Raw genomic sequence first — 26,338 nt, 5'->3', positions numbered from 1 at the left:
AGCGGCGCCGGAGACCCATGCGGCGAGCGACCACTGCTTCCGGTCACGCCGCCGTGGAGTGATTCCGGACGGGCACACCGGCGGCACCCGGCCGCGCATCGGCCGGAACCCGGCGGCCGTCAGCCGGTGGGCGGACGGAACTCCGGCTGGTCGATGACGCGCTGCCAACTGCCGTCGGGCTGCCGCCGGACGACCTGGGCGCGGGCGCCCGAACCGTCCTTCGGCGGCGTGGCGGTCAGGGCGATGTCGCCACAGACAAGAGTCGGAAGCGGCTCCTCCGCCTCGAAGCGCGGAGCGTTGGCGAGCACCTTCTCCCACAGCCGGCGAATGGCCTCCCGGCCCACTGTGGTGCTGCCGGGCGGATAGGCCATCACCGCTTCCTCCTCGTACAGCGCGGCGAGGCCGACGGCGTCACCGGCGTTGGCGCGCTCCACGAAGAGGCGCGTCAGGTCCTCCGGCTTCAGAGCCTTCTCGTTCTCGGGCACGACGTTCCTTTCCCAGGGCTGAATTCCGGCTCAGCCATGCTCCAATGCCGACTCGGAATAAGTCCAATCAATCGATTCGATCACCTCTATAATCAGAGGTTATGGAGCTCAGGCAGCTGCAGTACTTCCTGGCCGTGGCCGAGGAATCCAGCTTCACGCGGGCAGCCGAGCGCGTGCACATCAGCCAGCCCGGAATCAGTGCCCAGATCCGTCAACTGGAGAACGACCTCGGCGCGCCCCTCATCGACCGGTCCGGCCGCGGCGCCCGACTGACCGCGGTGGGAGAGGTGGCCTTCGACCACGCGCGCGCGGTGCTGGCAGCAGTGGAGGCGCTCCGGCACGCGGTGGACGAGATGAACGGGCTGGTCCGCGGCCGGCTGGTCGTCGGCATGGTGACGGCGTGCACGGTCCCCCCGCTGTTCGAAGCGCTGTCGAGCTTTCATCTGGCCCATCCCGGCGTCGAGATCAGCCTCGTCGAGGACGACTCCGCCAAACTGGTCGAGTACGTCCGTGAGGGAGCCGTCGACCTCGCGCTGATCGGCGCGGCCGGCCGGGCGCCGGAGGATCTGGACGGACAGGTGGTGATCAGCGAGACGATCGTCGCGGCGGTGCCGCCCGGCCATCCGCTGGCCTCGAAGAGCGGCGTCACCCTGGCCGAGCTGATCGCCCATCCCGTCATCTGCCTGCCCAAGGGCACCGGCATCCGAGCGGTGCTGGACCAGACCTCAGCCGCGCGGGGCCTCACGCCCACCGTGGCCCTGCAGGCCGGCGCGCCGGGAGCGGTGATCCATCTCGCCGAGCGCGGACTGGGGGTGGCGGTGCTGTCCGCATCCATGCTCGCCCAGCACCCGCACATGCGGACCGTTCCCCTCACCGACGCCGACATCGCCGCGGTGCTGGCCCTGATCTCCGCGCCCACCAAGAGCCCGGCGCTGCGCGAACTGCTCGTGCACTGCCGGGAGTCCTTCGGCGCCCCGGCCGACGAGGCGCCGGCGACGGGCGGCGAGGCCGCCGCCGGATAGCGGCGATCGGGCAGCCGCCGGAGTTCATGCCCCTGTCACACCCACCCCTTGCCGCCCGCTCGAACACTCCTTCATGATCTGCGGCATGCCAGCAGACAAGCGTGCGGACCACGAACCGGTCCCGCACCTGCCACGCCGGGTGCGCATCGGATACGGGCTCGGCTCCCTGTGCACCGGAACCTTCGCCACCGTGCCGGGCCTGATCCTGCTCTACTACCTCACCAACGTCCTGGCCGTACCCGCCGCCGTCGCGGGCGCGGCGGTCTTCCTGCCGAAGGCATGGGACGTCCTGATCAACCCGCTGGTCGGAGCGGTGTCCGACCGGAGCCGGCTGCGAGGCGGACCGCGGCGGCCGTTCCTGCTGATCGGCGCCTGCACCCTCCCGCCGCTCTTCGCGCTGATCTTCGCCGCGCCCCCTCTGCGGGGCGCTCCCGCGGCCGGCTACGTGGCTGTGCTGTTCCTGCTGGCCGCCACGGCGTATGCCGTCTTCCAGGTGCCGTACGTGACGATGCCCGCCGAGATGACCGAGGACCCGGACGAGCGCGGGCGGGTCCTGGGCTGGCGGGTGGGCTTCCTCGGCGTCGCGATCCTGCTGTCCGGCGCGCTCGCCCCGGCGATCGCCCACGCCGACGGCGACAGTCCGGGCGGCTATCGGGTGATGGGGGCCGCCGTCGCGGTGCTGCTCGCGTTGGGCATGTTCGGCGCCTGGTTCACCACCCGCTGGGCGCCGACGGTGGCCCGCAGCGAGGCCGAGCCCTCGCTCCGCGCCCAGTTGGCCGCCGCCCGCTCGAACCGGCCGTTCCTCTTCCTGGTCTGCATGTGGACCCTCCAGGCCCTTGCCATCGGTGTGATGCTCGCGGGCGTCCAGTACTTCGCCACGTACACGCTCGGCTCGCCGAGCGCGGTCACCCCGCTGTTCGCGTGTCTGATCGGCCCGCTCGTCCTCGTCATGCCGCTCTGGAACCGGCTGGCCCGCCTGCGCGGGACGAAACAGGCGCAGTGGTGCGCGTCCCTGCTCTTCCTCGCCGGGACGCTGCTCCTGGTCCTCACCCCGGTGGGCGGACCGGCGGTCGGCTACGGGGCGGTCGCCGTCATCGGCATCGCGTACGCCGGGCTCCAACTGCTGCCGCTGACCATGCTCGCGGACACTCTGGCCGCCGACGTGGCCCGCACCGGGAAGCGGCGGGCCGCGACGTTCACCGGGGTGTGGACGGCGGCCGAGACCCTGGCCTTCGCACTGGGCGCGGGGGTGTTCGCCCTCGTCCTGGCGGTGACGGGGTTCCGCTCCTCGGACGCGGATCACCGGGTGGCCCAGCCGGAGGCCGCGCTGACCGGCATCACCGCGGGCATGAGCGTGCTGCCCGCCGTGCTCGCCGCGGCCAGTCTGTGGCTTCTGCACCGCTACCGCGAGGAGCGCACCGAGACCGCGCCCCCGGCGACCGCGCCTCAACTTCTGGCGACCGCACCTCCGGCGTCCGCGCCTCAACCTCCGGCGTCCGCGGCCCCGGGCTCCGCGCCCCCGCCGCCCCTGTCCCCGCAGCCCGCAGCCCAGCAGGAAGAGACCGACCGTGCCGACTGAACCGACCCCCGCCCTGCCCACCCCCGCCCTGCCCACCCCCGCCCTGCCCGCCGGCCGCTCCGCGGCCGAGGTGCTTGCCGGGCTGCGTGACCTGCGCCGAGGCGACGCACCCACCCGGGGGGGGCGCACCTTCGCCTATGTCTACGACGCGGGCCTTGACGGCCTCGACGAGCTGGCCGCCGCCGCGTACACGGCGTACGCCACCGTCAACGGCCTCGACCCCACGGTCTTCCCGAGCGTGGCACGGCTGGAGAACGACGTGGTCGGGGCCGTCGCGGCACTCCTCGGCGCGCCCGGCGCCCAGGGCACGTTCACCAGCGGCGGGACGGAGAGCATCATGCTCGCCGTCAAAACGGCCCGGGACCACGCGCGCGCGGTACGAGGGGTCACCGCGCCGCAGCTGGTCCTCCCGTCCACCGCCCACGCCGCCTTCCACAAGGCCGCCCACTACCTCGGCCTGGAGGCGGTCGTCGTCCCCGTCGACCCGGAGACCTTCCGCGCCGACGCCGACGCCGTGGCCGCCGCACTCACGGACCGCACCGCGCTCGTGGTCGCTTCGACGCCCTCGTACGCACACGGTGTGATCGACCCGGTGACCGAGATCGCCGCGGCTGCCGCCCGGCGCGGAGTGCTCTGCCACGTCGACGCCTGCATCGGCGGCTGGCTGCTGTCCTACCTGCGGCGCTCCGGGCGCGAGGTGCAGCCGTTCGACCTGTCGGTTCCCGGAGTCACCTCGCTCTCCGTCGATCTGCACAAGTACGCGTACGCCGACAAGGGCGCCTCCGTCGTCCTCTACCGGGACGCCGAACTGCGCCGGTACCAGTACTTCGCCCATGCGAGCTGGCCCGGCTACCCGGTCGTCAACCCGACGGTCCAGGGAACGAAGTCCGGCGGTCTGCTGGCCCAGGCGTGGGCGGTCCTCCGGCATGTCGGCGACGACGGCTACACCGCACTGGCCGGGCGGGTCGCGGAGGCGTCGGACCGGCTGCTCGCGGGCCTGCGCGGGACCGACGGCGTACGGGTGCTGGGGGAACCGGCTGCCGGACTCGTCGCGTTCACGGTCCTCGGCGGTCCCGCGGGCGGCGACCCCGACCTGAGCCTGCTGCTCCACCTCGCGGACGAGATGCGCGAACGGGGCTGGTACCTCCAGCCCCAGCTCTCCTTCGACGGCCTGCCCCCCAACCTCCACCTCACCCTGACCCCGGCCACCGTCGACCAGGTGGACGCGCTGCTGGGGGACCTCGCGACCGCGCTCCGGGCGGCCCGCGCGCTGCCGCCGGTGGTCGTGGACCCGGGCATCGCCGATCTCGCCGCCGGACTCGACCCCGCGGCGCTCGGACCGGACGAGGTCGCGGCCTTCCTGGCCTTCGCGGGGCTCGGCGGCGACTCGGGGCTCCCCGCCCGGACGGCCCCCGTCCTGGCCCTGCTCGACGCGCTGCCCCAGCCCCTCAAGGAACGGCTCCTCGCGGAGTTCATCGGGTCGGTGTTCCATATCTGATAGTTCGTCAAATCCATTCGTGTTCTGCTGTGTCGGGCGAAAACGGAGACCGTCCGGGGCCTTCTGTGAACCGTGTGTTGCAGTCGTGCGGACGACTCGACGTGAGGGCTCCTGACGGGGCGGAAGGGGGACTAGTGTTCGCGCGCGCCCAACAGTGCGCCCCCGTAACCCTGTTGCTGAAGAGGCCCCGGTGACCCCTGCTTCCGTCCCACCCCCACCCCTGCCCCGCCGTCGAACGAGATTCCGTACGGCCCTCGTCTCCGTTCTTGTGGCGCCCGCGCTGCTCGCCCCTCTGCTCGTCGCCGGCCCCGCACAGGCCGCCGCGGGTGTTGATCCCCTCCCGGCCGCCGGCGACCCCTGCCTCGGCCAGTGCCAGGACATCCTTCCGGCGGGGCAGAACGGCCACGCCACCCTCGCGGGAATCCTGCTGCACCAGACCGTCGGCACCCGTCCCAAGCACTCCGCGGACCAGATCGAGCCGTACGACAACCTGCTGCACGACTACTCAGGACTGACGGAGGACCAGCTCGCCGCCTACTTCAACGACGCCTCCCTGGGTGTGCCGGCCGGTCAGGTGGAGAGTACGAAGTCCCCGCGGTCCGACGTCACGATCACCCGCGACAAGGCGACCGGCACCCCGCACATCAAGGGAACCACCCGCGCGGCGACCGAGTTCGGCGCCGGGTACGCGGCCGGTGAGGACAAGCTGTGGCTGATGGACGTCCTGCGCCACGTCGGCCGCGGCGAGCTGTCGTCCTTCGCGGGCGGCGCGGCCGGAAACCGCGCCCTGGAACAGAGCCTGTGGGCGGTGGCGCCGTACACCGAGAACGATCTCCGGACCCAGCTGGAACGCGTCCGCGACTCGGGCGCCAAGGGCGCGCAGGCGTACCAGGACATCCAGAACTACGTGTCCGGCATCAACGCGTGGATCGACGACACGGTCGCGGCCACCACCTACCCCGGTGAGTACGAGCTGACCGGCCACGGCTCGTCGATCCAGGACTTCACCGCCACCGACGTGGTGGCGATCGCCTCGGTCGTCGGGGCGATCTTCGGCGGCGGAGGCGGCGGCGAGGTCGAGAACGCCCTCGCCAAGCTGGAGTTCCAGCAGCGCTACGGCACGGCGGCCGGTAACACCGCCTACGCCGCGTGGCGGGCGCAGACCGACTCCGAGGCGGCGACCACCCAGCACAACGGCACCTTCCCCTACGCGAACTCCCCGGCCTCCCCGACCGGCGTCGCCGTCCCGGAGCGCGGCACGGTCCAGGCGTTCGCCCACGCCCGGAACGGCACCGGAACGGGCGCGACGACGGCCACCGCGGCCACCGGTGTGCTGCCCGCCGACCTGATCACCGCGAAGAAGGGCATGTCCAATGCCCTGGTGGTGTCGGGCGAGCACACCGCCTCCGGCCACCCGGTGGCCGTCTACGGACCACAGACCGGCTACTACGCGCCGCAGTTGCTCATGGTGCAGGAGCTCGACGGGCCCGGGCTGCGCGCCCGCGGCGCCTCGTTCCCCGGTCTGAGCTTCTACGTGGAGATCGGCCGCGGCCTCGACTACTCCTGGAGCCCCACCTCCGCCAACCAGGACATCACCGACACCTTCGCCGTGGAGCTCTGCGAGCCCTCGGGCGCCACGCCCACCACGGCCTCCCCGAACTACCTGCTGCGCGGGGTGTGCACCCCCTTCGAGACGCTCACCAAGCGCAACAGCTGGACCGCCACCACAGCGGACGCCACCGCGGCCGGCGCCTACGACCTGGTCAGCCGGCGCAGCGCGTACGGACTGGTCACCCACACCGGCGAAGTCGGCGGGAAGCCGGTGGCCTTCACCGCGCTGCGTTCCACGTACCACCACGACGTCGACTCGGTGATCGGCTTCCAGCAGTTCAACGATCCGGCCGAGATCACCTCCGCGCAGACCTTCCAGAAGGCCGCGGAGAACATCGGCTACACCTTCAACTGGTTCTACGCGGACGCCGACCACACGGCCTACTACAACTCCGGCATCAACCCCGTCCGGGCCACCGGCACCGATCCTGACCAGCCGATCCTGGCCGGGACCGCGTACGAGTGGCAGGACTGGGATCCGGTCACCAACACCTCGGCCGTCACCCCGTCGGCCGAGCACCCGCAATCCGTCGACCAGGACTACTACATCAGCTGGAACAACAAGCAGGCCAAGGGCTTCGCCTCGGCCTGGGGCAACGGCTCGGTCCACCGCGCGGACATCCTCGACACCCGGGTCTCCGCCCTTGTCGCGGCGGGCGGCGTCACCCGTACCGATCTGGTGAAGGCCATGGAGGAGGCCGCGACCGTCGACCTGCGTGCCGAGCAGGTGCTGCCCACCCTCCTCGACGTCATCGACACCGCACAGGTCACCGATCCCGCCCTGTCCGCCACCGTGGCGAAACTGCGGGCCTGGAACACCGCCGGATCGAACCGCAGGGAGACCGCGAAGGGCTCCGGCGCCTACGCCCACGCCGACGCGATCCGCATCCTGGACGCCTGGTGGCCGCTCCTCGTCGAGGGGGAGTTCACGCCCGGGCTCGGCGACGACCTCTACCGGGCCCTGACCGCCGTCGCCCCGGTCAACGAGTCGCCCTCCGGCGGCCAGAACGGCACCGGCGGCGCCGCCGGCGGTATCGCCGCGAGCGAGGCCCACAAGGGCTCGGCGTTCCAGCACGGATGGTGGTCGTACGTCGACAAGGACCTGCGGTCCGTACTCGGCAGGACCGTCGGCAGCCCGCTCGACAGGAAGTACTGCGGGGCGGGCTCGGTGGCGGACTGCCGGCAGGTCCTGCTCTCCACCCTGACCACCGCCGCGGCCACCCCCGCGAACGCCGTGTACCCGGGGGACACGTATTGCGACGCGGGCAACCAGGTGTGCGCCGACGCGATCGTCCACCGGCCGCTGGGCGGCATCACCGTGCCCCGCATCGCCTGGCAGAACCGTCCCACCTATCAGCAGGTGGTCGAGTTCCCGGCACGCCGCACCGACGACCTGGCCGACCTCGCCGTCGGCGCGAGCGTCAGCGCGTCCGACTACCAGGACGCGGTCGTCGTCTCCTACCCGCCCAGGAAGGCCATCGACCAGGATCCCACCACCCGCTGGGCGAGCAAGACCGTCGCCACCGCCTGGATCACCGTCGACCTCGGCGCCGCCCACCAGGTCGGCCGCGTCACTCTCGACTGGTCCGACCAGTACGCGCTCGGGTACCGGATCGACGTGTCGACGGACAACACGAACTGGAGGACGGTGCACACCACGACGGCGGGCCGGGGCGGCGTGGAGAACCGTGCCTTCACCCCGGGCAGCGCCCGCTACGTACGGATCTCGTGCCTCGTGCGCGGCACGGACAACCGCTACTCACTCAATGAGATAGGCATCTACGGTCGCTGACCGCTGACCGCTGACCGCTGACCGCTGACCGCTGACCGCTGACCGCTGACGCCAGACCGTCCGCGACCAGGCGGTTTCGCGGGGCCGGGGCGTGCCGAGGGCTGGGACGGGGGAGACCCGCTCCCGGCCCTCGGTCACGCCGCCCGTCTTCCTTCGGACACGGGCGCGGATGCGGGAGCGCGCACGGGGCGCCGGAGCCGTGGGTGGAGATCCGCTGCGTCAAGACCGCACCATCCGGCGGCCGTCAGTTCACGCCAATCCCTCACCCTCTACGGCCGAGGGGGCACGGCCGCGACGGCACGGCCGTTTCCGTGCCGCTGAGGCCCCGCGCCAACGGTTGCGGTGGAACGGGGCGTGCCGACGGATGCGGCCGGGTGTGCTGTCGGCCCGAGCGGAGTCGAGGTCCGCATCATGTCCGAAACCAGTTGCCAACAACAACGTTAAGTCAGGCGACTGATTTAACGTTGCGCTGCTTCCACCCGAAGCGGCGAAAGACTCGCAGCGCGGCTTGAGGAGGACTCTTCAGTGAATGACACCGCCAGGCCCCAGGCCCTGCCGTATCCGCTGAGTGCGCCATCGGCCCTGACCCCGCCGGACCGGTGGGCGGAGTTGCGGCAGCAGTGTCCCGTCGCGCCGGTCACGCTGCCCAGCGGTGACGAGGCGTTGCTGCTCACCCGCTACGCAGATGTGCGTACCGCTCTGTCGGATCCCCGTTTCAGCAGGGAAGGGCTGGCCGGCTCCGACGCGGCTCGTGTGACAGCGGGCGACTCGGAGGGCATCTTCAACAGCCCCATGGCACAGACCCTCAACGCGGTGGGCCATGATCGGTGGCGCCGCATGGTGGGCAAGTGGTTCACGGCGAAACGCATGGGAGCGTTGCGGCAGGACATGGAGTCCATGGCGAACGAGCTCATCGACGCCATGACCGAGCGCGGAGCGCCGGGCGACCTCGTCGCGGATCTCGCCTTCCCGCTGCCCGTGTACGTCATCTGCCGGATGCTCGGGGTGCCGGAGGGCGACCGCGAACGCTTCAAGGCGTGGTCGGACACCTTCCTGACCACCACGCGCTACACACGCGAGGAAACCGCCGACGCGCACCAGGAGTTCGCCGCCTACATGGCGGGCCTTGTCCGGGACAAGCAGGCCCGGCCGGGGGAGGACCTGCTCAGCCAGCTGATGGCCGGAACCGATGGCGACGGCCGACCGATGAGCGAAGACGCGCTGGTGGCCACGGGACAGGCCCTGCTCCTGGCCGGGCACGAGACCACCGCCGGTTTCATCGCCCTGATGGTGGCCCACCTGCTGTCCGACCGGCGGCGCTGGGAGCGGCTGCTGGCCGAACCGTCCCTGGTCCGCCAGACCGTGGAGGAGAGCCTGCGCTTCGACCCCAACGGCAGCAACTTCGGCATGCTCCGCTATGTGCACGAGGACACGGAGCTGTCCGGTCACGTGGTGCCGGCCGGCAGCACCGTGGTGTGCAGCATGGCGGCGGCCAACCGGGACGAGCGCGCCTGGGACGATCCGGAGTCGCTCGACATCGGCCGCAGCCCCAATCCGCACCTGACCTTCGGGGCGGGATCACACTCCTGCCTCGGCCAGCCGCTGGCCCGCACCGAGATGCAGGTCGTCCTGAGCGTCCTGCTGCGCCGACTGCCCACCCTCGAACTCGGCGTGGACGCCGCTGCCCTGCGGGCGCACGAGGGGCTGCTCACCGCCCCGCTGAGAGAACTGCCGGTGACCTGGTGAGCGCCGTGCCCGCCACCCGAACCCTGCGCACCGCCGCCACGCGTGACGCGATCCTGGCAGCGGCCGAACGCCTCTTCGCCGAGCAGGGGCTGTCGGCTGTCTCCCACCGTCAGATCGCCGAAGCGGCCGGGCAGCGCAATGTCACCGCTGTCAGCTATCACTTCGGCAGCAGAACCGACCTCGTCCAGGCGATCATGACCCGGCACGGCGAACAGGTCGACGAGATCCGGCGGCGGTACGCCTCACAGGCCGCGGCCGTCGACGGTCTCACCGGCTGGGTGCGGGCCCTGGTCGTCCCCGTCACCGACCATCTCGCCTCGCTCGGTGTCCCCTCCTGGAACGCGCGCTTCTCCGTCCAGGTCATGACCGACCCGGTGATGCGCGCCCTGGTCACCGACGAGGCGCTGACCCGCCCCCACCTGGGCCGGATCCTCGATGGGCTCGGCCGCCACCTGGGCCATCTGCCCCGCCAGGTCCGCGCCGCCCGCGGCGACATGGCCCGCCACGTGATCACACACACCTGCGCGGAACGCGAACGGGCCCTGGCCAGGAGCGCCGGCCTGTTGCACAGCTCCTGGGACGAGACCGCCGACGCCCTGACGGACGCCCTCGGCGGGCTGCTCAGTGCCCCCGTCTCCCGCCCCACCGAACCCCCCACCGCCTTCGGGAAGGAACACCAGGAACATGAAGATCCACGTTGACGAGGAGAAGTGCTGCGGCGCCGGACAGTGCGTCATGATCGCGCCCGAGGTCTTCGACCAGCGCGACGAGGACGGCATCGTCGTACTCCTGGATTCCGCCCCGGCAGCCGACCAGCACGACGCCGTGAGGGAATCCGCGGACGTCTGCCCGGCCGCTGCCATCCACCTCAGCGAGGACGCGTGAGCGTCCCCGACAGCGTCCTGGTGGTCGGGGCGTCCGCCGCCGGTCTCGGCACCGCCGAAGGGCTGCGGCGCAAGGGCTACCAGGGCCGACTCACCCTGCTGGACGCGGCGCCCGGACCGCCTCACGACCGGCCGCCGCTGTCGAAGCAGATCCTCGCGGGCATCTGGGAACCCGAGCGGGCCCACCTGCGCACTCCCCAGGCGCTGGACGCGCTGGACGCCCAGCTCCTGTTCGGTGACGAGGCCGTCGACCTGGAGGTGCGGACCCGCACCGTCCGCACGCGCGGCGGACGGACGCTGCGGGCCGACGCCGTCGTGCTGAGCCCCGGACTGCGACCCCGCCGTCTGCCGGGCCTTCCCGTCCTCCGCGGGACGCATGTCCTGCACACACTCGACCAGGCGCTCGCCCTGCGCACCGAACTGGGCTCCGCCCGGCACGTCGTCGTCATCGGCAACGGAGTGCTCGGCGCGGAGATCGCCGCCACCTGCGCGGGCCTCGGTCTCGACACGACGCTGGTCGGCAGCGGGCCGGGGCCGATGGCAGGCCGGCTCGGCCCGCGTATCGCCGCGCTGCTGGCACAGCTCCACATCCGCAACGGTGTACGCCTGATCAACAGCACCACCGTCAGCGGCCTCACGCACGCACACGACCGCGTCACCGGAGTGCGCCTGCCCGGTGGACAAACCCTTCCGGCCGACGTGGTCGTGACCGCCATCGGAAGCGAGCCCCACACCCAGTGGCTGGCCGCCGGCGGACTGCGCCTGGACGACGGCATCGTCTGCGACGCACAGTGCCGCGCCGCCCCCGGCATCTACGCGGCCGGGGACGCCGCCCGCTTCCACCACCAGGAACTCGGCCTGCACATGCGGCTGGAGAACCGCACCAACGCCACCACTCAGGCCGCGACCGTGGCGGCGAACATCCTCGGGGACGAGCGCCCCTACACGCCTCTTCCCTACTTCTGGACCGACCAGTTCGACGTGAAGATCCAGGTGTTCGGCACCCCCACCGCCGACGCCGCCCTGACCGTCGTCGAGAGCGGGGACGACGGCCGCTTCGTCGCCCGGTGCGACGGGCCTCAGGGAGCCACCGCCGTCATCGGCTGGAACATGCCCAAGCAGACACGTCTCCACAGCCAGGTGCTCGCGCCTCCATCCCGTCTCACCCGTTCATGAACCGGCCACCCCACCACTGACCGTCGAGGAACCCCATGACCACGCCAGTGCCCGACACCGCGGACCTGCCCGCGTTCCCCCACCCCCGCGCCGCCTCCTGCCCGTTCGGCGTGTCCCCGCAGATGACGGCCCTCGCGGGCCACGGCCCCGTCACGCGCGTGTCGTCCTGGGGCCGCAGCACCCCCTGGGTGGTGACCACCCACGCCGAACAGAAGGCCCTGCTCGCCGACAACCGGCTCAGCGCGGACTTCACGAACCCGGGCTTCCCCAGCCCCGTCGACCCCCAGAACGCGCACAGCGGCTCCACCGACATGAGCTTCGTGGGCATGGACGACCCCGAACACGCCCGGTTGCGCCGCATGGTCAGCGGCGCCTTCACCATCAAACGGATCGAAGCCCTGCGCCCCGCAGTGCTCAGGATGACGAACGCGTTCATCGACGACATGCTCGCCGGGCCCCGACCGGCCGACCTGGTCCAGGCCCTCGCGCTCCCCATCCCCTCACTGGTCATCTCCGACCTGCTCGGCGTCCCCTACGACGACCACGCGTTCTTCCAGACCAACAGCAAGACCATCGTCTCCTCCGTCGCCGAGCCCGCGGCGCGGCAGGCCGCTCACGCCAACCTCGCGGAGTACCTGGACGAACTCGTCGGCAGAAAGCTGACCGAACCGGGCGACGACCTGCTCTCGTCCCTCGCCGAACGGATCCGGGACGGAGAACTGACGCAACGTCAAGCATCCGTCATGGGAGTGCTCCTGCTCCTCGGTGGACACGAGACCACGGCCAACATGATCACGTTGGGGACGCTCCTGCTGCTGGAACACCCGGACCAGCTCGCGGTCGTCCGCGACACCGACGACCCCACGGTGATCGCCGCAGCGGTCGAGGAAGTGCTGCGGTACCTCTCCATCGTCCACCTCGGACGACGGCGAACGGCACTGGAGGACATCGAGATCGCCGGGCAGACCATCCGGGCCGGTGACGGCGTCATCCTCCTGAGCGAGCTCGCCAACCGCGACCCCCGTGCCTTCCCCGACCCCGACACCCTCGACATCACGCGCAACGCCCGACCGCACCTGGCCTTCGGGGCCGGCACCCACCACTGCGTCGGGCAACCCCTGGCCCGCATGGAACTCCAGGTCGTCTACCCCACCCTCTTCCGCCGCATCCCGACCCTGCGCGCGGCCGTCGCCGTCGACGACATTCCCTTCAAGCACGACGCCGTCATCTACGGAGTCCACGAACTGCCCATCACCTGGTAGGAGAGCGGGGAGTTCCGCGCGGCACGGTCGGTGGAGCGGCGGGTTGCATCGGGATCAGGTGTTCAGCAAGCGCTGGAAGAACGAACGGTAGCGTGGGAGGGCGACGCGCAGTTCCTCGGTCGCCACCTCCTCACCTCGCTGCCACTGGCTTTCGGACCGTTCCTCTCCTCACATCCGGTCCGAAGGAACGGCCCCGGTCGCGGGTCAGCGCCGCTGACCGTTGTGCAGCAGCTCGTCGAACAGGGTTCGGTAGTGGACCATCGCGCCGCGCAGTTCCTCCGTGGATGCCTCGTGCCGACTGCTGCGGGCACTGACTTCGTGAGCGGCCCGGTAGTTGTCGAGGGTGCGACCGTGTTCGACCGACAGGTCGCTGACCTGCTGCTCGAATCCCCGCGTCGGATAGCCGCGCTCACTCATGAGCGCGGTCACCAGCCTGTCGGCGTCATGCACCGCGTCGTCCGGGTGGTCGACGAACTCCTCCTGCGCCTGGTGCCAGCCCGCGGCGTACTTCTCCCTGTCCGCCGACGAGAGTGGTTTGATCTCCAGCGCGTCATGGCGTTGCTCCCGCTCGCGCAATTCCCGTTCGGCGGACGAGCGGCTCTTCTCCTCCTCCACGACCCGTTCGTATTCGGGTCCGAACTGCTGCTTCAGATGCCGTCTGCGCGCGATGCGTGAGGCCGCGAGTGCGCACAACAACACCACGACCACGACCACGACGATGATGGCCACGATGGTTCCGATCGACATGGCTCCTCCGCTCGCCCCTGGCCGATACCGACGTGCGGCCGAAAGGGGTTCTGTTGGTTTCCCGTCGGCTGTACCGCTCGCCCGCGGCCCTTGTGGAGCGATGTGTGTACGGGGTGGGGGACGGGCGCCGTCGAGGGGGCCGACGACGCGGTCCGGCACCGCTCTGCCCGTAGTGCCCGGCGAGCACGTGCCCCGGGAAGCCGAGGATCCGGCGGACGACTCCCACCGCCGCGAGAATGATCCCGGCCGCCCACGGGACGTGACGTCGACGCCGGTCAGGACGCCCACGCCAAGCGGAACGGCTCCGAGAGCGATCACCACGCGGTCCGATCCCGCAGGCGAGGGCGTACTCCCCTTCCACTCTGAATCCCGACCGCCGTCGCGGCAACCGCGTGGACCGATGAGACCCGACCCGGGCAACCCGCCGTTCCGGCGGGCCGGCCGGGCGGAGAGGATCTTCGCGAAGCCGCCTGTGAAGAATTCCCGGGGGTCGCCTCAGCGGGTCGGCGGTGTCGAGCGGGCATAGCGGCCCGCGAGCCGGCGGAGGTGAGTGACCAGTTCCTCCGGCTCGGTGACGTCGAAGTCGAAGTCGAGCATGCCCAGGTGGACGGCGAGGGTCTGCACTGTGTCGGCACCGGTGGTCAGGACGCAGCTGTCGGCGTCGACAGCCTCGACGGTGCCGACCGCGGGGTTGATCCGCTCGATCACCGCCGTCGCCGGGGCATGGACGGTCACCCGCGCGTGGTGGCGCCAGGCGGCGCTCGACACCCGTTGGGAGACGTACGCGGCGATGTCGCCGCCGGGCAGGTCGCGCGGGGCGAAGCGCGGTCCGGTCGGGGTGCGGGGCTGGATCCGGTCGATCCTGAAGGTCCGCCAGTCCTCGCGCTCGACGTCCCACGCCACCAGGTACCAGCGCCGTCCCCAGTTCACCGCCCGATGCGGCTCCACGACGCGCCGGGTGGAGGAGCCGGAGTGGTCCAGGTAGTCGAAGCGCAGCCGTTCCCGGTCGCGGCAGGCGGACACCAAAGTGGTCAGCACATCCGCGGAGACAGCCGGGACCGGACGGTCGGCCGGTACGGCCACGGTGTACGCCTGGAGCGTCCGCACCCGTCGGCGCAGCCGCGCGGGCAGCACCTGCTCCAGCTTGGCCAGCGCCCGCAACGAGGTCTCCTCGGTGCCGGGGACGGCGCCCTGCGCGGCGATGCGCAACGCGATCGTCACCGCGACGGACTCCTCGTCGTCGAGAAGCAGTGGGGGCATCGCCGCGCCGGCGGCCAGCCGGTAGCCGCCGGTGGCGCCGCGTGTGGCGTCCACGGGATAGCCGAGCTCGCGCAGTCGGTCGATGTCGTTGCGGACGGTACGGCCGCTCACCCCGAGGCGCTCGGCCAGTTCGGATCCCGGCCAGGCCCGCGGGGTCTGCAGCAGGGAGAGCAGACGCAGCAAACGCGCGGAAGTATCAAGCATAAAGCCCAGCCTGAGGTGTCATTAGGAAAGCAACGTACCTATATCCAGCCTACCGTTCTCTTCATGGAGACCAGCAGCAACACCGACGCCCGGATCCGCCCGTACCGCATCGACATCCCGCAGGCCGAACTGGACGACCTGCGCGACCGGCTGGCACGTACCCGCTGGGGCAGTGAGATCCCCGGCACCGGCTGGAGCCGGGGCGTGCCCACCGACTACCTCAAGGGCTTGGCCGCGTACTGGGCCGACGCCTTCGACTGGCGCAAGGCGGAGGCGGAGCTCAACGAGTACCCCCAGTTCACCACCGAGATCGACGGCCAGAACATCCACTTCCTGCACGTCCGTTCGCAGAACCCGACGGCCGTCCCGCTGCTTCTCCTGCATGACTGGCCCTGCTCGTTCGTCCAGTTCGTGGAGGTCATCCGACCGCTGACGCAGGACTTCCACGTCATCGTGACCTCGACGCCCGGCACCGGCTTCTCGGGCCCGCTCGGCGAGGCCGGCTGGAACACCGGCCGCATCGCGGGCGCGTTCGTCGAGCTGATGGATCGTCTCGGCTACAGCGCCTATGGCGTTCAGGGAACGGGCGGGGGCGCCTGGACCGCCGCCGAGATGGGGCGCCAGGCACCCGACCGGGTCATCGGCATTCACGTCAACGGCCTGGTCACCTTCCCCTCCGGGGATCCCGCCGAACTCGACGGGCTGACCGGGCCCGAGGAGGAGCGGCTGGCCCGGATGGAGAACTTCCAGCAGGACAAGATGGGCTTCAACGCCATCCAGTCCACCCGCCCGCAGACCCTCGCTCATGGACTGCACGACTCGCCGGTCGGCCAACTCGCCTGGATCGCCGAAAAGTTCAAGGAGTGGACGGACCCCGCCGCTGAGCTCCCCGAGGATGCCGTGGGCCGCGACCGCCTGCTGACGAACATCAGCGTCTATTGGTTCAGCGGCACGGCCGGCTCCTCGGCGAACCTCTACTACGAGTCGGGCCACGACGCGAGCGCCTGGGCCCCGAAGGCGCGCGGCACCGTCCCGACCGGAGTGGCCGTCGCCCTGGACACCGACATCGCCATCCGCCGCTTCGCCGAGCGCGACCACAACATCACCCACTGGACCGAGCTGGAGCGCGGCGGCAACTTCCTCGCGCTGGAGCAGCCCGAGGCGTTCGTCACTGACGTCCGCGCCTTCTTCGGCGCACTCACCGGCTGACACCCGCGAGAATGCCCGGGCAGTCCACGGCATGGAGCGCCAGGCCGGAACTGCCCGGGCCGCACCGTCCGGGTGCGTCCTGACCTGCGGCAGTCCCGGAGCGGACCCGTCCAACGGCACCGCACAGCGATCACCCCGACCAGATCACCCCGACCAGATCGCCTGAGACGACGGGAGAATCCGGACGGATCGCCTGAGATCGGGACCAGGCCGACGTGAGTCCGCCCCGGAGATCTGAGCCCCCGTGGGAGATGAGAGGGTCGGACGGACGAGCGGACGCCACCGAACGCCCTGCGGTGGAACGCGAGGCGTTCGATGAACGGGTTCCGGACCCATTCACCGATCGGTTGGTCCCGCATGGCCGGACGGCCCTTGGCCGGCTTCGGCGTTTCGCCCACGTGGTGCCCGGATCTCGGGCAGGAACGCGAAGTGCCGTTGAAATGGGGCGATATGGCTCGTCGAAGATCCCCGAGAGCGACCTGATCGCCGTGGGCCGGGAGCGGACGGCCGGGCAGGTGTACATCGTCGGCTCTGTCGAGCGCAGTCCGGGCCCGCCTTCTGGTGCACTTCGGAGCGGGGCACGGGATGAATGTGCACTGCGAAGAGTATTCGGGCCGCTGCCGTGCGAAATCGCGGACGGCGTCGTCCGCCCAGATCAGGGGCTCTCCGCAGTCGGCCAAGGAGGGCTGAGGAGAGTCGGTACGCTATGCTCCGGTCACCGTCCCATCTGGCGCTGACAGGCTCCGTAGCCGTCGCGCAGGCCTCGTAGAAGGCGCGACGGTTCACGAACGGAAGGATGACGATGGCGGGTTGCTCAATAGCGGCGATTTCCTGGGAGCGTATACATCTTGCTCTTGTTGTGACGGTCTCGGACTTCACTGGAGATCCTAGTGCTCTCCGGTTCTTGATTGTTGACAACGAGCGCGAATTCCCCGTGAACTCTCGGCAAATCGAAGCCGGGCAGCACCGCTTGGAGATCAACGTCACCAACTTTGAGAACCGGCGCCAGGTGCCCAACGGCACGTGGCGGATCGTTCCGGTGGCCGGTGACGAGCGACTGCCTGCCGCCACCTTCGACCTCACGGCCGCGGACCGGCTCGACGTCGACTCCCGCAGCTTCCTCTACGACCGCAACCGCTCCGTCTACGTGATCGCGTTCGGGATATCGGACGACGACGAGAACCCCGAATTCCTCATGCGGACGTACCAGTTGTTCCGCGGCGCGGGGCCGAGCAAGAACGTGGTGAAGAAGCCGCTCGGCAAGCGAATAGCACTGAAGGTGATGTCGCGGCCCCGGCGCCGCAAGATCGCCAACCGCTTCTACTGGGCCGCGCGCCGCCTGAATCCCCCGCGCGGCAACCGGATTCTGTTCGCCTCCGAAATGCGCACCGCCCTCGGCGGCAACCTGGCGCGTGTCCACGACCGGATGATCGAGCGGGGCCTCGACGAGAAGTACACGTTCCGCCGCTCGTTCCGGGTACCCGACACGGCGAACAAGTGGAGCACGCTTCGTCTCATCTATCTGCTCGCGACGTCGGACACCGTGCTGATGGACGACTACTTCGGGCTTCTCGGAAACCTGAGCATTTCGCCGGAGACCAAGATCATCCAGCTCTGGCACGCCGGAAGCGGCTTCAAGGCGGTCGGGTACAGCCGGTTCGGAAAGTACGGTTCGCCGAAGCTGTCCAACGCCCACCGCAAGTACACCCATGTCATCACCGGGTCCAAGCACCTTGTGCCGGTGTACGCCGAGGCGTTCGGCATCGAGGAGTCGGCGGTCGTACCGACCGGCCTGCCCCGCATCGACACGTTCCTCGACAAGGAGCGTTCCCAGAAGGTCACTGACGACTTCTTCGCCGCACACCCGCAACTCCGGGGCAAGAAGATCGTGCTGTTCGCGCCGACCTTCCGCGGGAAGAGCATAGGAGACGCGCACTACGACTACGACCGCATCGACTTCGGGAAGCTCCACGAGGTCTGCGGCGACAAGTACGTCGTGCTCTTCCGGATGCACCACTTCATCGCGGAGCCCCCGCCGATCCCCGCCGAGTACGCGGACCGGCTGATCGACTTCGCGTCGTTCCCCGACACCAACGATCTGCTGCATGTGACCGACGTGCTCGTCACCGACTACTCGTCGGTCATCTACGAGTACACGCTGCTCGACAAGCCGATCCTGTTCTACGCGTACGACAAGGACACGTATTCGGTGATCCGCGGATTCCACCGCGACTACGACACCGTCGCCCCCGGCAAGATCTGCGTGACCTTCGACGAGCTGCTCAAGGCTCTGCAGGACGAGGACTTCGACCTCTCGAAGGTCGAGGAGTTCCGGCGCGAGAACTTCGACTACGTCGACACCAACTCGGCGGACCGGGTGATCGACTGGCTGGTGGTCGGAGATCACGGTGGCAGGGACACGGGCGGCCGGCACCGGTGGCTCGATTCCGTCCCGGACGACACGACTGTGGGCGACCAGCCGCTCAGCGACCAGTCAGAGGAATAGATCATGAACGTTGCGTTGCTTTTCGCCGGCGGCATCGGGTCGAGGATGAACTCCCGCGCCCTCCCGAAGCAGTTCCTGGAAGTCCAGGGCAAGCCGATCATCATCCACACCCTTGAGCACTTCGAGGCGCACCCCGAGATAGACAGCATCGCCATCGCGATACTCGCCGAGTACCGCGAGCACATGGTGAAGCTGCTGAAGCGATACGAGATCCAGAAAGTCAAGTGGATCATCGACGGCGGCCGGACCGGTCAGGAGTCGCGGCACAGGGCCCTTGAGACGGTCGCCGCGGACTGCCCCGATGACACCGTCGTGCTGATCCACGACGGCGTGCGCCCGCTGATCGACGCCAAGTTGATCAGCGCCAACATCGAGTCGGTCCGGGAGCACGGCTCGGCCATCACCTGCACCAAGTTCAACGAGACCGTGGTGTCGAGTGAGCACGAGCACATCGACGACGTGATCCCGCGCGACCACATATACGCTGCCCAGGCCCCGCAGAGCTTCCGGCTCGGCGAGATCCTCTCGCTGTACGACCGGGCGGTCGCGGAGGACGAGCACGACACCATCGACTCGTGCTCCCTCATGCACCGGTACGGTCACAAGATCTACCGCGTGGTCGGCCCCCGCTCGAACATCAAGATCACGACGGCCGAGGACTTCTACCTGTGCCGGACGTTTTTCGAGATCCTTGAGAACCAGCAGATCGTAGGTACGTGATTCCAGTGACCACCGTCTCCAGCTCGGTCGTGGCGCACGACCTCGATGAGATCCTTGACCGCGACCTGCCGTGGAGTGAGCTTTCCGGCCGCACCGTGCTGGTCACCGGCGCGAGCGGCATGCTGCCGTCGTATGTCGTCTACACCCTGCTCGCGCTGAACGACCGGCACGACGCGGGCATCATCGTGCACGGTCTGGTGCGCAACGAGGCGAAGGCCAGACGGCTGCTCGCGGACGTGATCGACCGCCCGGACTTCCACCTCGTCGTCCAGGACGTGGCGACTCCGCTCGAACTGTCCGGCCCCGTCGACTACGTGATCCACGGGGCGAGCGCCGCGCGGCCCGCCCTGCACGGCAGCCAGCCGGTCATGACGATCAAGGCGAACCTGCTGGGCACGTTCCACCTGCTCGACCTCTGTGTGGCGAAGGCCAGCCGCGGATTCCTGCTGATGTCCTCGGCGGAGGTCTACGGTGCCCAGCCGCCGGAGACCGAGCTCATCGACGAGCAGAGCTATGGCGGCTTCGACATCCTCAACCCGCGGGCCTGCTACGCCGAGGGAAAGCGCGCCGCGGAGACGATCTGCGCGACCTACCAGGCGCAGTACGGCATCGACAGCCGCGTCGTCAGGTTCGGTCACGTCTACGGGCCGGGGATGGCACTCGACGACGGGCGGGTCCAGGCCGACTTCGCGGCGAACGTGGTGGCCGGCAAGGACATCGTGCTCAACAGCGACGGTTCCGGCGTACGGACCTACACCTACGTGGCCGACGCCATCGCAGGGCTGTTCTATGCGCTGCTCTGCGGTGACCAGGTGGCCTACAACGTCGCGGACCCGTCCGGTCTGGTCTCGATCCGGCGGCTGGCGGAGCTGTTCACCGAGGTGCGCCCGGAGCGCGGACAGCAGCTCCGGTTCACCCATGAGTCCGACGCGCGTTCCTACAGCCTGACGAAGAAGCAGGGTCTGGACAGCGCACGGCTTGCCGCACTCGGCTGGAGCCCGGTGGTCGATCTTCCGACCGGACTGAACCGCATGGTGACCCATCTGGAGTCGAGCGCCCCGGGCCTTTAGCGAATCCCGTGTCGGCTCGCCACCGACACGGATCCACGGAAGCCGACAGGACGCACATGGCCTCGGGCGCGGACGAAAGTCCGCGCCCGAGGCCATGTGACGTCACGTCACTTAATCGCTGAACGTGGGCACTTCAGGAGGAGCGGAGTTTCCTGGCCAGCCGGCGCACCGGGGCCGGAAGGTACCGGACCAGCCGCCGCTGCTGCGCCTTGGGCTGCGCGCGCACCACCGGATTCCCCGGAACCGCGTCGTCATCGGTGGGATTCCAGTACTGCGGGGATTTCTCGCCCTTGCGCGGATACAGCTCATTCGGGCGGCGAGGAACGACCTCGGGACGCTCCCAGGCTATGTCCCGCCGCACCACTCGCGCCGGTGATCCCACCGCGACGCAGTTGTTGGGTATGTTCGACGTGACGATGCTGCGGAAGCCGATCACCGAGCCGTTGCCGATGGTGACGCCGCCCATCACGACCGCGTGCTTCGCGATCCAGACGTGCTCGCCCACGACGATCGACTGGGACGGGTTCACACGCTTCTCGGTGTGCACGTCGAAGATCGGGTGGGTGTCGTCGCCGCGCACCTCGATGTTCTTGGCGAACATCACGTCGGCACCGATCGTCACCGAAACGCCCTCGACGGCGGAGATGAAGGCGCGGCCGGCGCAGCCCACGTTCTCGCCGATCCGGATCCGGGACTCGTGCCCGCAGCGCAGTTCGAAGCGGAGACCTGCGCGCTTCTTCGTGGTCTGCTCGATCTCGATCTGGCCGTTGTCTCCCGAGAAGGTGACGAGCAGGTCCTTGATGTCTGCCTGGGGGCTGATGACGAGTCTGTTGTTCGAGCCCTTGAACCGGATATCGATCTTGGTCTCAACGATCTCGCCGTCGTAGACGATCTCGTTTCCCTGATCGTCCTTGTAGCGCTCCAGCTTGTGCAGTTGCAGCATCGTGATCTGAGGGGTGCCCTTGACCGGGTCAAGGTTGGATCTGCCCCTCGTACCTCCGTTCGGGCCTGCGAATTTGGCTCAAGCTATCAGATGGCTGTGCGGCTGAACCCCGGTGTGTTCGAACCGATCGAGGGCGCAACATCGGCTGCCGGATCGAGACCTCCAGCGCTGCCCGGTTCGCGTGTTCTCCGTAGTCCAGGGCGTGTATCGCGTAGATGGTCGGTCGTGGGGATGTGCTCCCGCGCCGAGGTACCGACCCGGTTGATCGCCTCGCGCGCGTACCGCTCGTACCGGGTGTGGAGGAGCTACGTGAAGGTGCCACAGTGTGGGGCGGGCCGGGGGGGACATACCGTGCGGTTGTGAGAGATGGGAGTCTGAACGGGTGAGTGAGACGACGGCAGAGACCCTGCAATACCGCTTTGACGGACCAGAAGACGCACCAGTGCTGGTGATCGGCCCCTCCCTCGGTACCACCTGGCACATGTGGGACCGGCAGATACCGGAGCTCACCCAGCACTGGAGAGTCTTCCGCTTCGACCTCCCCGGCCACGGCGGCGCCCCCGCCCACCCCGCGACCGCCGTCGGGGAACTCGCCGACCGGCTGCTCGCCACCCTCGACGGGCTCGGTGTGCAGCGCTTCGGGTACGCGGGCTGCTCCGTCGGCGGCGCGATCGGCGCCGACCTCGCGCTGCGCCATCCGCACCGGGTCGCCTCGTTGGCCCTGGTCGCCGCCTCACCCCGGTTCGGCAGCGCCGACGAGTTCCGCCAGCGCGGAGTGGTCGTCCGCACCAACGGCCTGGAGCCGATGGCCCGCGTCGCACCGGAACGCTGGTTCACGCCCGGCTTCGCCGCCGCCCAGCCCGCCATCGTCGAGTGGGCCGTCCAGATGGTCCGCACCACCGACCCCGGCTGCTACATCGCCTCCTGCGAAGCCCTCGCCGCCTTCGACATCCGCGGCGAGCTCGGCCGCATCACCGTCCCGACCCTCGTCCTGGTCGGCGCGGAGGACCAGGTCACCGGACCGGCCGACGCCCGCACCCTGGTCGCGGGCATACCGGACGCCCGGCTGGCCCTCGTACCCGGCGCCTCCCACCTCGCCCCCGTCGAACAGCCCGGCGCCGTCACCGATCTGCTCCTCACCCACTTCTCCACGGCCTGGCAGGACACCCTCGCCGCCATCCCCGCCCCGCCCGCCGCCCCGCAGCTCTCCGCCCCGCAGCTCTCCGCCCCCGTGCTTCCCGTCGCGGAGATCACCGCCGCCACACCTCTGCCCGCGACCGGGGCCACCGGGCGCGCCGACCCGCACGACCCCGGCATGAAGGTCCGCCGCGAGGTGCTGGGCGACGCCCATGTGGACCGGACCCTGGCCGCGTCCGACGGCTTCACCGACGAGTTCCAGGAACTGGTCACGCGCTACGCCTGGGGCGAGGTCTGGACCCGGGAGGGACTGGACCGCCGCACCCGTAGCTGTGTCACGCTCACCGCGCTGGTCACCTCCGGCCGGCTGGAGAGCTTTGCCGCGCACGTCAGAGCCGCCCTGCGCAACGGCCTGACCCCGGCCGAGATCAAGGAAGTGCTCATGCAGACCGCCGTGTACTGCGGCGTACCGGCCGCGAGCGCCGCCTTCTCCCTCGCCCAGACCGTGATCCAGGAAGAAACCACGCCCCGTCCGTAGCAGGATGGGTTCATGAACGCTGCGAACCCCGTGCACCTGACACTGACCAAGAAGACGCACTCCTGCATCCGTCTGGAGAAGGACGGGCGGACACTCGTCATCGACCCGGGCGGCTTCTCGGAGCAGGACGCCACCGTCGACGCCGACGCGATGCTGGTGACGCACGAGCATCCCGACCACTTCAACGAGGACCGGCTGCGCGCCGGTATGGAGGCCAACCCGGCCGCCGAGATCTGGACCCTGCGCAGCGTCGCCGACCAGCTCTCGGCGGCCTTCCCCGGCCGTGTCCACACCGTCGGCCACGGCGACACCTTCAGCGCGGCGGGCTTCGAGGTGCAGGTGCACGGCGAGTGGCATGCGGTGATCCACCCGGACATCCCGCGGATCACCAACATCGGCTTCCTGGTCGACGGTTCTGTCTTCCACCCGGGCGACGCCCTCACCGTCCCCGAACAGCCCGTCGACACGCTGATGCTCCCGGTGATGGCCCCGTGGAACAAGATCTCCGAGGTCATCGACTACGTACGGGAGGTCAAGCCGCGCCGCGCCATCGACATCCACGACGCGCTGCTGACCGACCTGGCCCGCCCGGTCTACGACACCCAGATCGGCAGCCTCGGCGGCACCGACCACGGCAGGCTGGCTCCGGGGGACTCGACCGGGCTGTGACCGCTGCCGGTCCGTCGGCTGTCCGTGGGAGCCGCTAGGTTTACGTACATGCGCATCGCCACCTGGAACGTCAATTCGATCACCGCCCGGCTCCCACGGCTCCTGGCCTGGCTGGAGAGCACCGGCACCGATGTGCTGTGCATCCAGGAGACCAAGTGCACAGCCGAGCAGTTCCCGGCGGACGCACTGCGCGAGCTGGGCTACGAGTCCGCGGTCAACGCCACCGGCCGGTGGAACGGCGTCGCACTGGTCTCCCGGGCCGGCCTGTCCGACGTCGTCACGGGACTGCCCGGCGGGCCGGAGTACGAAGGCGTGCAGGAGCCCCGGGCGATCTCCGCGACCTGCGGACCGGTCCGCGTCTGGTCGGTGTACGTGCCCAACGGCCGGGAGATCGAGCACCCGCACTACGCGTACAAGCTGCGCTGGTTCGAGGCCCTGCAGAAGGCTGTCGCGGCGGATGCCGCGGGCTCGCTGCCGTTCGCGGTCCTGGGCGACTTCAACGTGGCCCCGACCGACGAGGACGTCTGGGATCCGGCGCTGTTCGAGGGCGCGACCCACGTCACCCCCGCCGAGCGCGCCGCCCTGACCGCGCTGCGCGAGGAGGGCCTGTCCGACGTCATGCCGCGCCCGCTCAAGTACGACCGCCCGTACACCTTCTGGGACTACCGGGAGCTGCGCTTCCCGAAGAACAAGGGCATGCGCATCGACCTGGTCTACGGCAACACGACCTTCACCGCAGCGGTCAAGGACAGCTATGTGGACCGTGAGGAGCGCAAGGGCAAGGGTGCGTCGGACCATGCCCCGGTGGTCGTGGACCTCGACCTCTGAGGTCCGTCCGCGCCGGGTCCGGTCCGGTTCCGGCACGGAGGGCCTTCGGCGCCCGGCGACTCGGACGGCCCGTCGATGTCAGTGCTCGCCGATACCGTGGTCGATGTCCTTATCCCGCTTGCTGGCTGCTTGCTGTGACCAGGACAGCCCCGCCCGTTCAGCGCCGGGCGGGGCATCGACCACGGCCCGTCAGACCGCGGGAAGCCCGTCCGGACTCCGGTCGGCGGTCCGGGCCACGCACAGGGACGCCGCGGCGGCGCCCAGGGCGAGGACCATCAGCAGCGCGCTCACCCACAGCGGTGACCGGAAGCCGAATCCCGCACCGATCGCGATCCCGCCGAACCACGGGCCGAGCGCACCGCCCACATTGAACGCGGACGTGGCGAACGAGCCGGACAGGGTCGGTGCGTCGGCCGCGAGCCGCAACACCCACGAGATCAGCGCCGTACCCGTGCCGAACGCCAGCATGCCCTGGACGAAGACGAGCGTGACCGAGGCGAAGGGGCTCCCGGCGGTCAGCGCGAAGCCGGTCCAGCCGACGGTGAGCAGGACCAGACCGGTCGCCGTGAAGGCGACGGGCCGTGCGTCGACGCTCCGGCCGGCGACGGTCACCCCGACGAACGCGCCCAGACCGAACAGCGCGAGCAGAGCGGGCACCCAGGCGGCATCGAGACCGGTGACACGCGTGGCCAGCGGTTCGACGTAGGAGAACGCGCAGAACGTCGCCCCTTGCACGAAGGCGCTCGTCAGCAGCGTCAGAAGCAGCCGCGGGCGGGCCAGGGCCCTCAGCTCGTCGCGGGCGGGCGCGGAGGTGGACCGCGGACGTGTTTCCGGGATCGTCCTGGCGATCACGACGAGGGCCGGTACGGAGACGAGGGCGACGGCCCAGAAGGCCGACCGCCATCCCCAGTGCCCGCCCAGTGCCGCACCGGCCGGTACCCCGGCCACACAGGCCAGCGTGACGCCCCCGACGACCACGGACGTGGCGCGTGCCCGGGCCCCGGGGCCGACCAGGGAGAGGGCGGTCACCAGGGCCACGGCCCAGAAGCCGGCGTTCGCCAGGGCCCCGACGACCCGTGTCGCGAGCAGCACTCCGTAGCTGGAGGTGAGTGCGCCGACGACATGGACGGCGCTGAAGACACAGAGGAAGAACAACAGGGCGCGGCGGCGCGGCCAGTTCCGGCTGAAGAGTGCCATCGACGGAGCCCCCACGACCATTCCGACGGCGAAGGCGGAGGTCAGCAGCCCCGCGGACGGAAGGGACACGTGGAGGTCGGCGGCGATGTCGGAGACCAGGCCGGACAGCATGAACTCGGATGTGCCCTGGGCGAAGACGGCGAGCCCGAGCGCGTAGACAGCGAATGGCATGTAAAACCCCATGGACGTCTGACGGATGGACCAGGCGGGGGTGCGGGCCGCGCCCGCCCGTGGTGAAGGGCGGCAACGCGGAGG

Annotated in this window: 21 protein-coding genes; 16 read left to right on the top strand and 5 right to left on the bottom strand. The window is 70.0% G+C overall.

The features are described from left to right. Positions 1-119 precede the first annotated feature (119 nt). Positions 120-485 (bottom strand): YybH family protein, encoded by a 366-nt coding sequence (locus ACFVUT_RS12200; RefSeq protein WP_389652181.1) that lies wholly within the window; start codon positions 483-485, stop codon positions 120-122. Between the two features lie 101 nt (positions 486-586). Between ACFVUT_RS12200 and ACFVUT_RS12195 the strand changes: the two genes are divergently transcribed. The 9 genes from ACFVUT_RS12195 to ACFVUT_RS12155 all read left to right on the top strand — a co-directional run bounded on the left by ACFVUT_RS12195 (position 587) and on the right by ACFVUT_RS12155 (position 13,055). After that, positions 587-1,507: a LysR family transcriptional regulator gene (locus ACFVUT_RS12195; RefSeq protein ID WP_389652184.1), complete on the top strand. Its 921-nt coding sequence runs from the start codon at positions 587-589 to the stop codon at positions 1,505-1,507. 85 nt (positions 1,508-1,592) lie between these two features. Next, positions 1,593-3,086: an MFS transporter gene (locus tag ACFVUT_RS12190; protein WP_389652186.1), complete on the top strand. Its 1,494-nt coding sequence runs from the start codon at positions 1,593-1,595 to the stop codon at positions 3,084-3,086. A gap of 28 nt (positions 3,087-3,114) precedes the next feature. Beyond that, positions 3,115-4,584, top strand: a complete 1,470-nt coding sequence (locus ACFVUT_RS12185; protein ID WP_389652333.1) for a pyridoxal phosphate-dependent decarboxylase family protein — start codon at positions 3,115-3,117, stop codon at positions 4,582-4,584. Between the two features lie 190 nt (positions 4,585-4,774). After that, a complete protein-coding gene (locus ACFVUT_RS12180) occupies positions 4,775-7,987 on the top strand; it encodes a penicillin acylase family protein (RefSeq protein ID WP_389652188.1) in 3,213 nt (1,070 codons plus the stop codon). A 525-nt stretch (positions 7,988-8,512) separates the two neighbouring features. Continuing rightward, entirely contained in the window at positions 8,513-9,733 is a 1,221-nt protein-coding gene (locus ACFVUT_RS12175; protein ID WP_389652191.1) for a cytochrome P450, read from the top strand. Positions 9,734-9,738: 5 nt separating this feature from the next. Continuing rightward, a complete protein-coding gene (locus tag ACFVUT_RS12170) occupies positions 9,739-10,434 on the top strand; it encodes a TetR/AcrR family transcriptional regulator (protein ID WP_389652194.1) in 696 nt (231 codons plus the stop codon). Next, on the top strand, positions 10,418-10,618 hold the full coding sequence (locus ACFVUT_RS12165) for a ferredoxin (RefSeq protein WP_389652196.1): 201 nt from the start codon (positions 10,418-10,420) through the stop codon (positions 10,616-10,618). Before ACFVUT_RS12170 ends, ACFVUT_RS12165 begins: the two co-directional genes overlap by 17 nt. Beyond that, the gene (locus ACFVUT_RS12160; RefSeq protein WP_389652199.1) at positions 10,615-11,793 is read left to right on the top strand and encodes an NAD(P)/FAD-dependent oxidoreductase; all 1,179 of its coding nucleotides are present in this window, start codon (positions 10,615-10,617) and stop codon (positions 11,791-11,793) included. The genes ACFVUT_RS12165 and ACFVUT_RS12160 overlap by 4 nt, the downstream gene beginning before the upstream one ends. A 35-nt stretch (positions 11,794-11,828) precedes the next feature. Beyond that, entirely contained in the window at positions 11,829-13,055 is a 1,227-nt protein-coding gene (locus ACFVUT_RS12155; RefSeq protein ID WP_389652202.1) for a cytochrome P450, read from the top strand. 204 nt (positions 13,056-13,259) lie between these two features. On the opposite strand, the gene ACFVUT_RS12150 is transcribed toward ACFVUT_RS12155, so the two are convergent. Then, positions 13,260-13,802: a hypothetical protein gene (locus tag ACFVUT_RS12150; RefSeq protein ID WP_389652204.1), complete on the bottom strand. Its 543-nt coding sequence runs from the start codon at positions 13,800-13,802 to the stop codon at positions 13,260-13,262. Between the two features lie 495 nt (positions 13,803-14,297). After that, on the bottom strand, positions 14,298-15,266 hold the full coding sequence (locus ACFVUT_RS12145; protein ID WP_389652207.1) for a helix-turn-helix transcriptional regulator: 969 nt from the start codon (positions 15,264-15,266) through the stop codon (positions 14,298-14,300). 63 nt (positions 15,267-15,329) lie between these two features. On the opposite strand from ACFVUT_RS12145, the gene ACFVUT_RS12140 reads away from it, so the two are divergent. The 4 genes from ACFVUT_RS12140 to ACFVUT_RS12125 all read left to right on the top strand — a co-directional run bounded on the left by ACFVUT_RS12140 (position 15,330) and on the right by ACFVUT_RS12125 (position 20,771). Beyond that, on the top strand, positions 15,330-16,475 hold the full coding sequence (locus tag ACFVUT_RS12140) for an epoxide hydrolase family protein (RefSeq protein ID WP_389652210.1): 1,146 nt from the start codon (positions 15,330-15,332) through the stop codon (positions 16,473-16,475). A gap of 934 nt (positions 16,476-17,409) precedes the next feature. Then, complete coding sequence (locus tag ACFVUT_RS12135; RefSeq protein WP_389652214.1) at positions 17,410-18,981, top strand: CDP-glycerol glycerophosphotransferase family protein; 1,572 nt, start codon at positions 17,410-17,412, stop codon at positions 18,979-18,981. A gap of 3 nt (positions 18,982-18,984) precedes the next feature. Beyond that, entirely contained in the window at positions 18,985-19,701 is a 717-nt protein-coding gene (locus tag ACFVUT_RS12130; RefSeq protein WP_389652217.1) for a 2-C-methyl-D-erythritol 4-phosphate cytidylyltransferase, read from the top strand. Beyond that, positions 19,698-20,771, top strand: coding sequence for an NAD-dependent epimerase/dehydratase family protein (locus tag ACFVUT_RS12125; protein WP_389652219.1), 1,074 nt, complete (start codon positions 19,698-19,700; stop codon positions 20,769-20,771). Before ACFVUT_RS12130 ends, ACFVUT_RS12125 begins: the two co-directional genes overlap by 4 nt. Before the next feature lie 133 nt (positions 20,772-20,904). Here ACFVUT_RS12125 and ACFVUT_RS12120 read toward each other — a convergent pair whose 3' ends face one another. Then, positions 20,905-21,714 (bottom strand): acyltransferase, encoded by an 810-nt coding sequence (locus ACFVUT_RS12120; RefSeq protein WP_389652222.1) that lies wholly within the window; start codon positions 21,712-21,714, stop codon positions 20,905-20,907. A gap of 382 nt (positions 21,715-22,096) precedes the next feature. On the opposite strand from ACFVUT_RS12120, the gene pcaC reads away from it, so the two are divergent. The 3 genes from pcaC to ACFVUT_RS12105 are packed head-to-tail and all read left to right on the top strand — an operon-like array spanning position 22,097 to position 24,886. After that, a complete protein-coding gene (pcaC, locus tag ACFVUT_RS12115; protein ID WP_389652225.1) occupies positions 22,097-23,389 on the top strand; it encodes a 4-carboxymuconolactone decarboxylase in 1,293 nt (430 codons plus the stop codon). 12 nt (positions 23,390-23,401) lie between these two features. After that, positions 23,402-24,058 (top strand): MBL fold metallo-hydrolase, encoded by a 657-nt coding sequence (locus ACFVUT_RS12110; RefSeq protein WP_389652227.1) that lies wholly within the window; start codon positions 23,402-23,404, stop codon positions 24,056-24,058. Positions 24,059-24,106: 48 nt separating this feature from the next. Next, the gene (locus tag ACFVUT_RS12105; RefSeq protein WP_389652230.1) at positions 24,107-24,886 is read left to right on the top strand and encodes an exodeoxyribonuclease III; all 780 of its coding nucleotides are present in this window, start codon (positions 24,107-24,109) and stop codon (positions 24,884-24,886) included. Between the two features lie 189 nt (positions 24,887-25,075). Here the strand turns inward: ACFVUT_RS12105 and ACFVUT_RS12100 are convergent, their stop codons facing one another. Beyond that, on the bottom strand, positions 25,076-26,254 hold the full coding sequence (locus ACFVUT_RS12100; protein WP_389652233.1) for a Cmx/CmrA family chloramphenicol efflux MFS transporter: 1,179 nt from the start codon (positions 26,252-26,254) through the stop codon (positions 25,076-25,078). Between the last annotated feature and the right edge of the window lie 84 nt (positions 26,255-26,338).

Origin of the sequence: Streptomyces sp. NPDC058051 (assembly GCF_042885475.1) — a bacterium.
Lineage (GTDB): Bacteria > Actinomycetota > Actinomycetes > Streptomycetales > Streptomycetaceae > Streptomyces.
This window is presented reverse-complemented; position numbering and strand designations above follow the sequence as displayed.

Excerpts from the sequence above, each read along its gene's own strand:
- ACFVUT_RS12140 (WP_389652210.1), top strand. The coding sequence starts at position 15,330 with ATGGAGACCAGCAGCAACACCGACGCCCGGATCCGCCCGTACCGCATC.
- ACFVUT_RS12150 (WP_389652204.1), bottom strand. The coding sequence starts at position 13,802 with ATGTCGATCGGAACCATCGTGGCCATCATCGTCGTGGTCGTGGTCGTG.
- ACFVUT_RS12155 (WP_389652202.1), top strand. The coding sequence starts at position 11,829 with ATGACCACGCCAGTGCCCGACACCGCGGACCTGCCCGCGTTCCCCCAC.
- ACFVUT_RS12110 (WP_389652227.1), top strand. The coding sequence starts at position 23,402 with ATGAACGCTGCGAACCCCGTGCACCTGACACTGACCAAGAAGACGCAC.
- ACFVUT_RS12130 (WP_389652217.1), top strand. The coding sequence starts at position 18,985 with ATGAACGTTGCGTTGCTTTTCGCCGGCGGCATCGGGTCGAGGATGAAC.
- ACFVUT_RS12100 (WP_389652233.1), bottom strand. The coding sequence starts at position 26,254 with ATGCCATTCGCTGTCTACGCGCTCGGGCTCGCCGTCTTCGCCCAGGGC.
- ACFVUT_RS12190 (WP_389652186.1), top strand. The coding sequence starts at position 1,593 with ATGCCAGCAGACAAGCGTGCGGACCACGAACCGGTCCCGCACCTGCCA.
- ACFVUT_RS12120 (WP_389652222.1), bottom strand. The coding sequence starts at position 21,714 with ATGCTGCAACTGCACAAGCTGGAGCGCTACAAGGACGATCAGGGAAAC.
- ACFVUT_RS12105 (WP_389652230.1), top strand. The coding sequence starts at position 24,107 with ATGCGCATCGCCACCTGGAACGTCAATTCGATCACCGCCCGGCTCCCA.
- ACFVUT_RS12165 (WP_389652196.1), top strand. The coding sequence starts at position 10,418 with ATGAAGATCCACGTTGACGAGGAGAAGTGCTGCGGCGCCGGACAGTGC.
- ACFVUT_RS12195 (WP_389652184.1), top strand. The coding sequence starts at position 587 with ATGGAGCTCAGGCAGCTGCAGTACTTCCTGGCCGTGGCCGAGGAATCC.
- ACFVUT_RS12145 (WP_389652207.1), bottom strand. The coding sequence starts at position 15,266 with ATGCTTGATACTTCCGCGCGTTTGCTGCGTCTGCTCTCCCTGCTGCAG.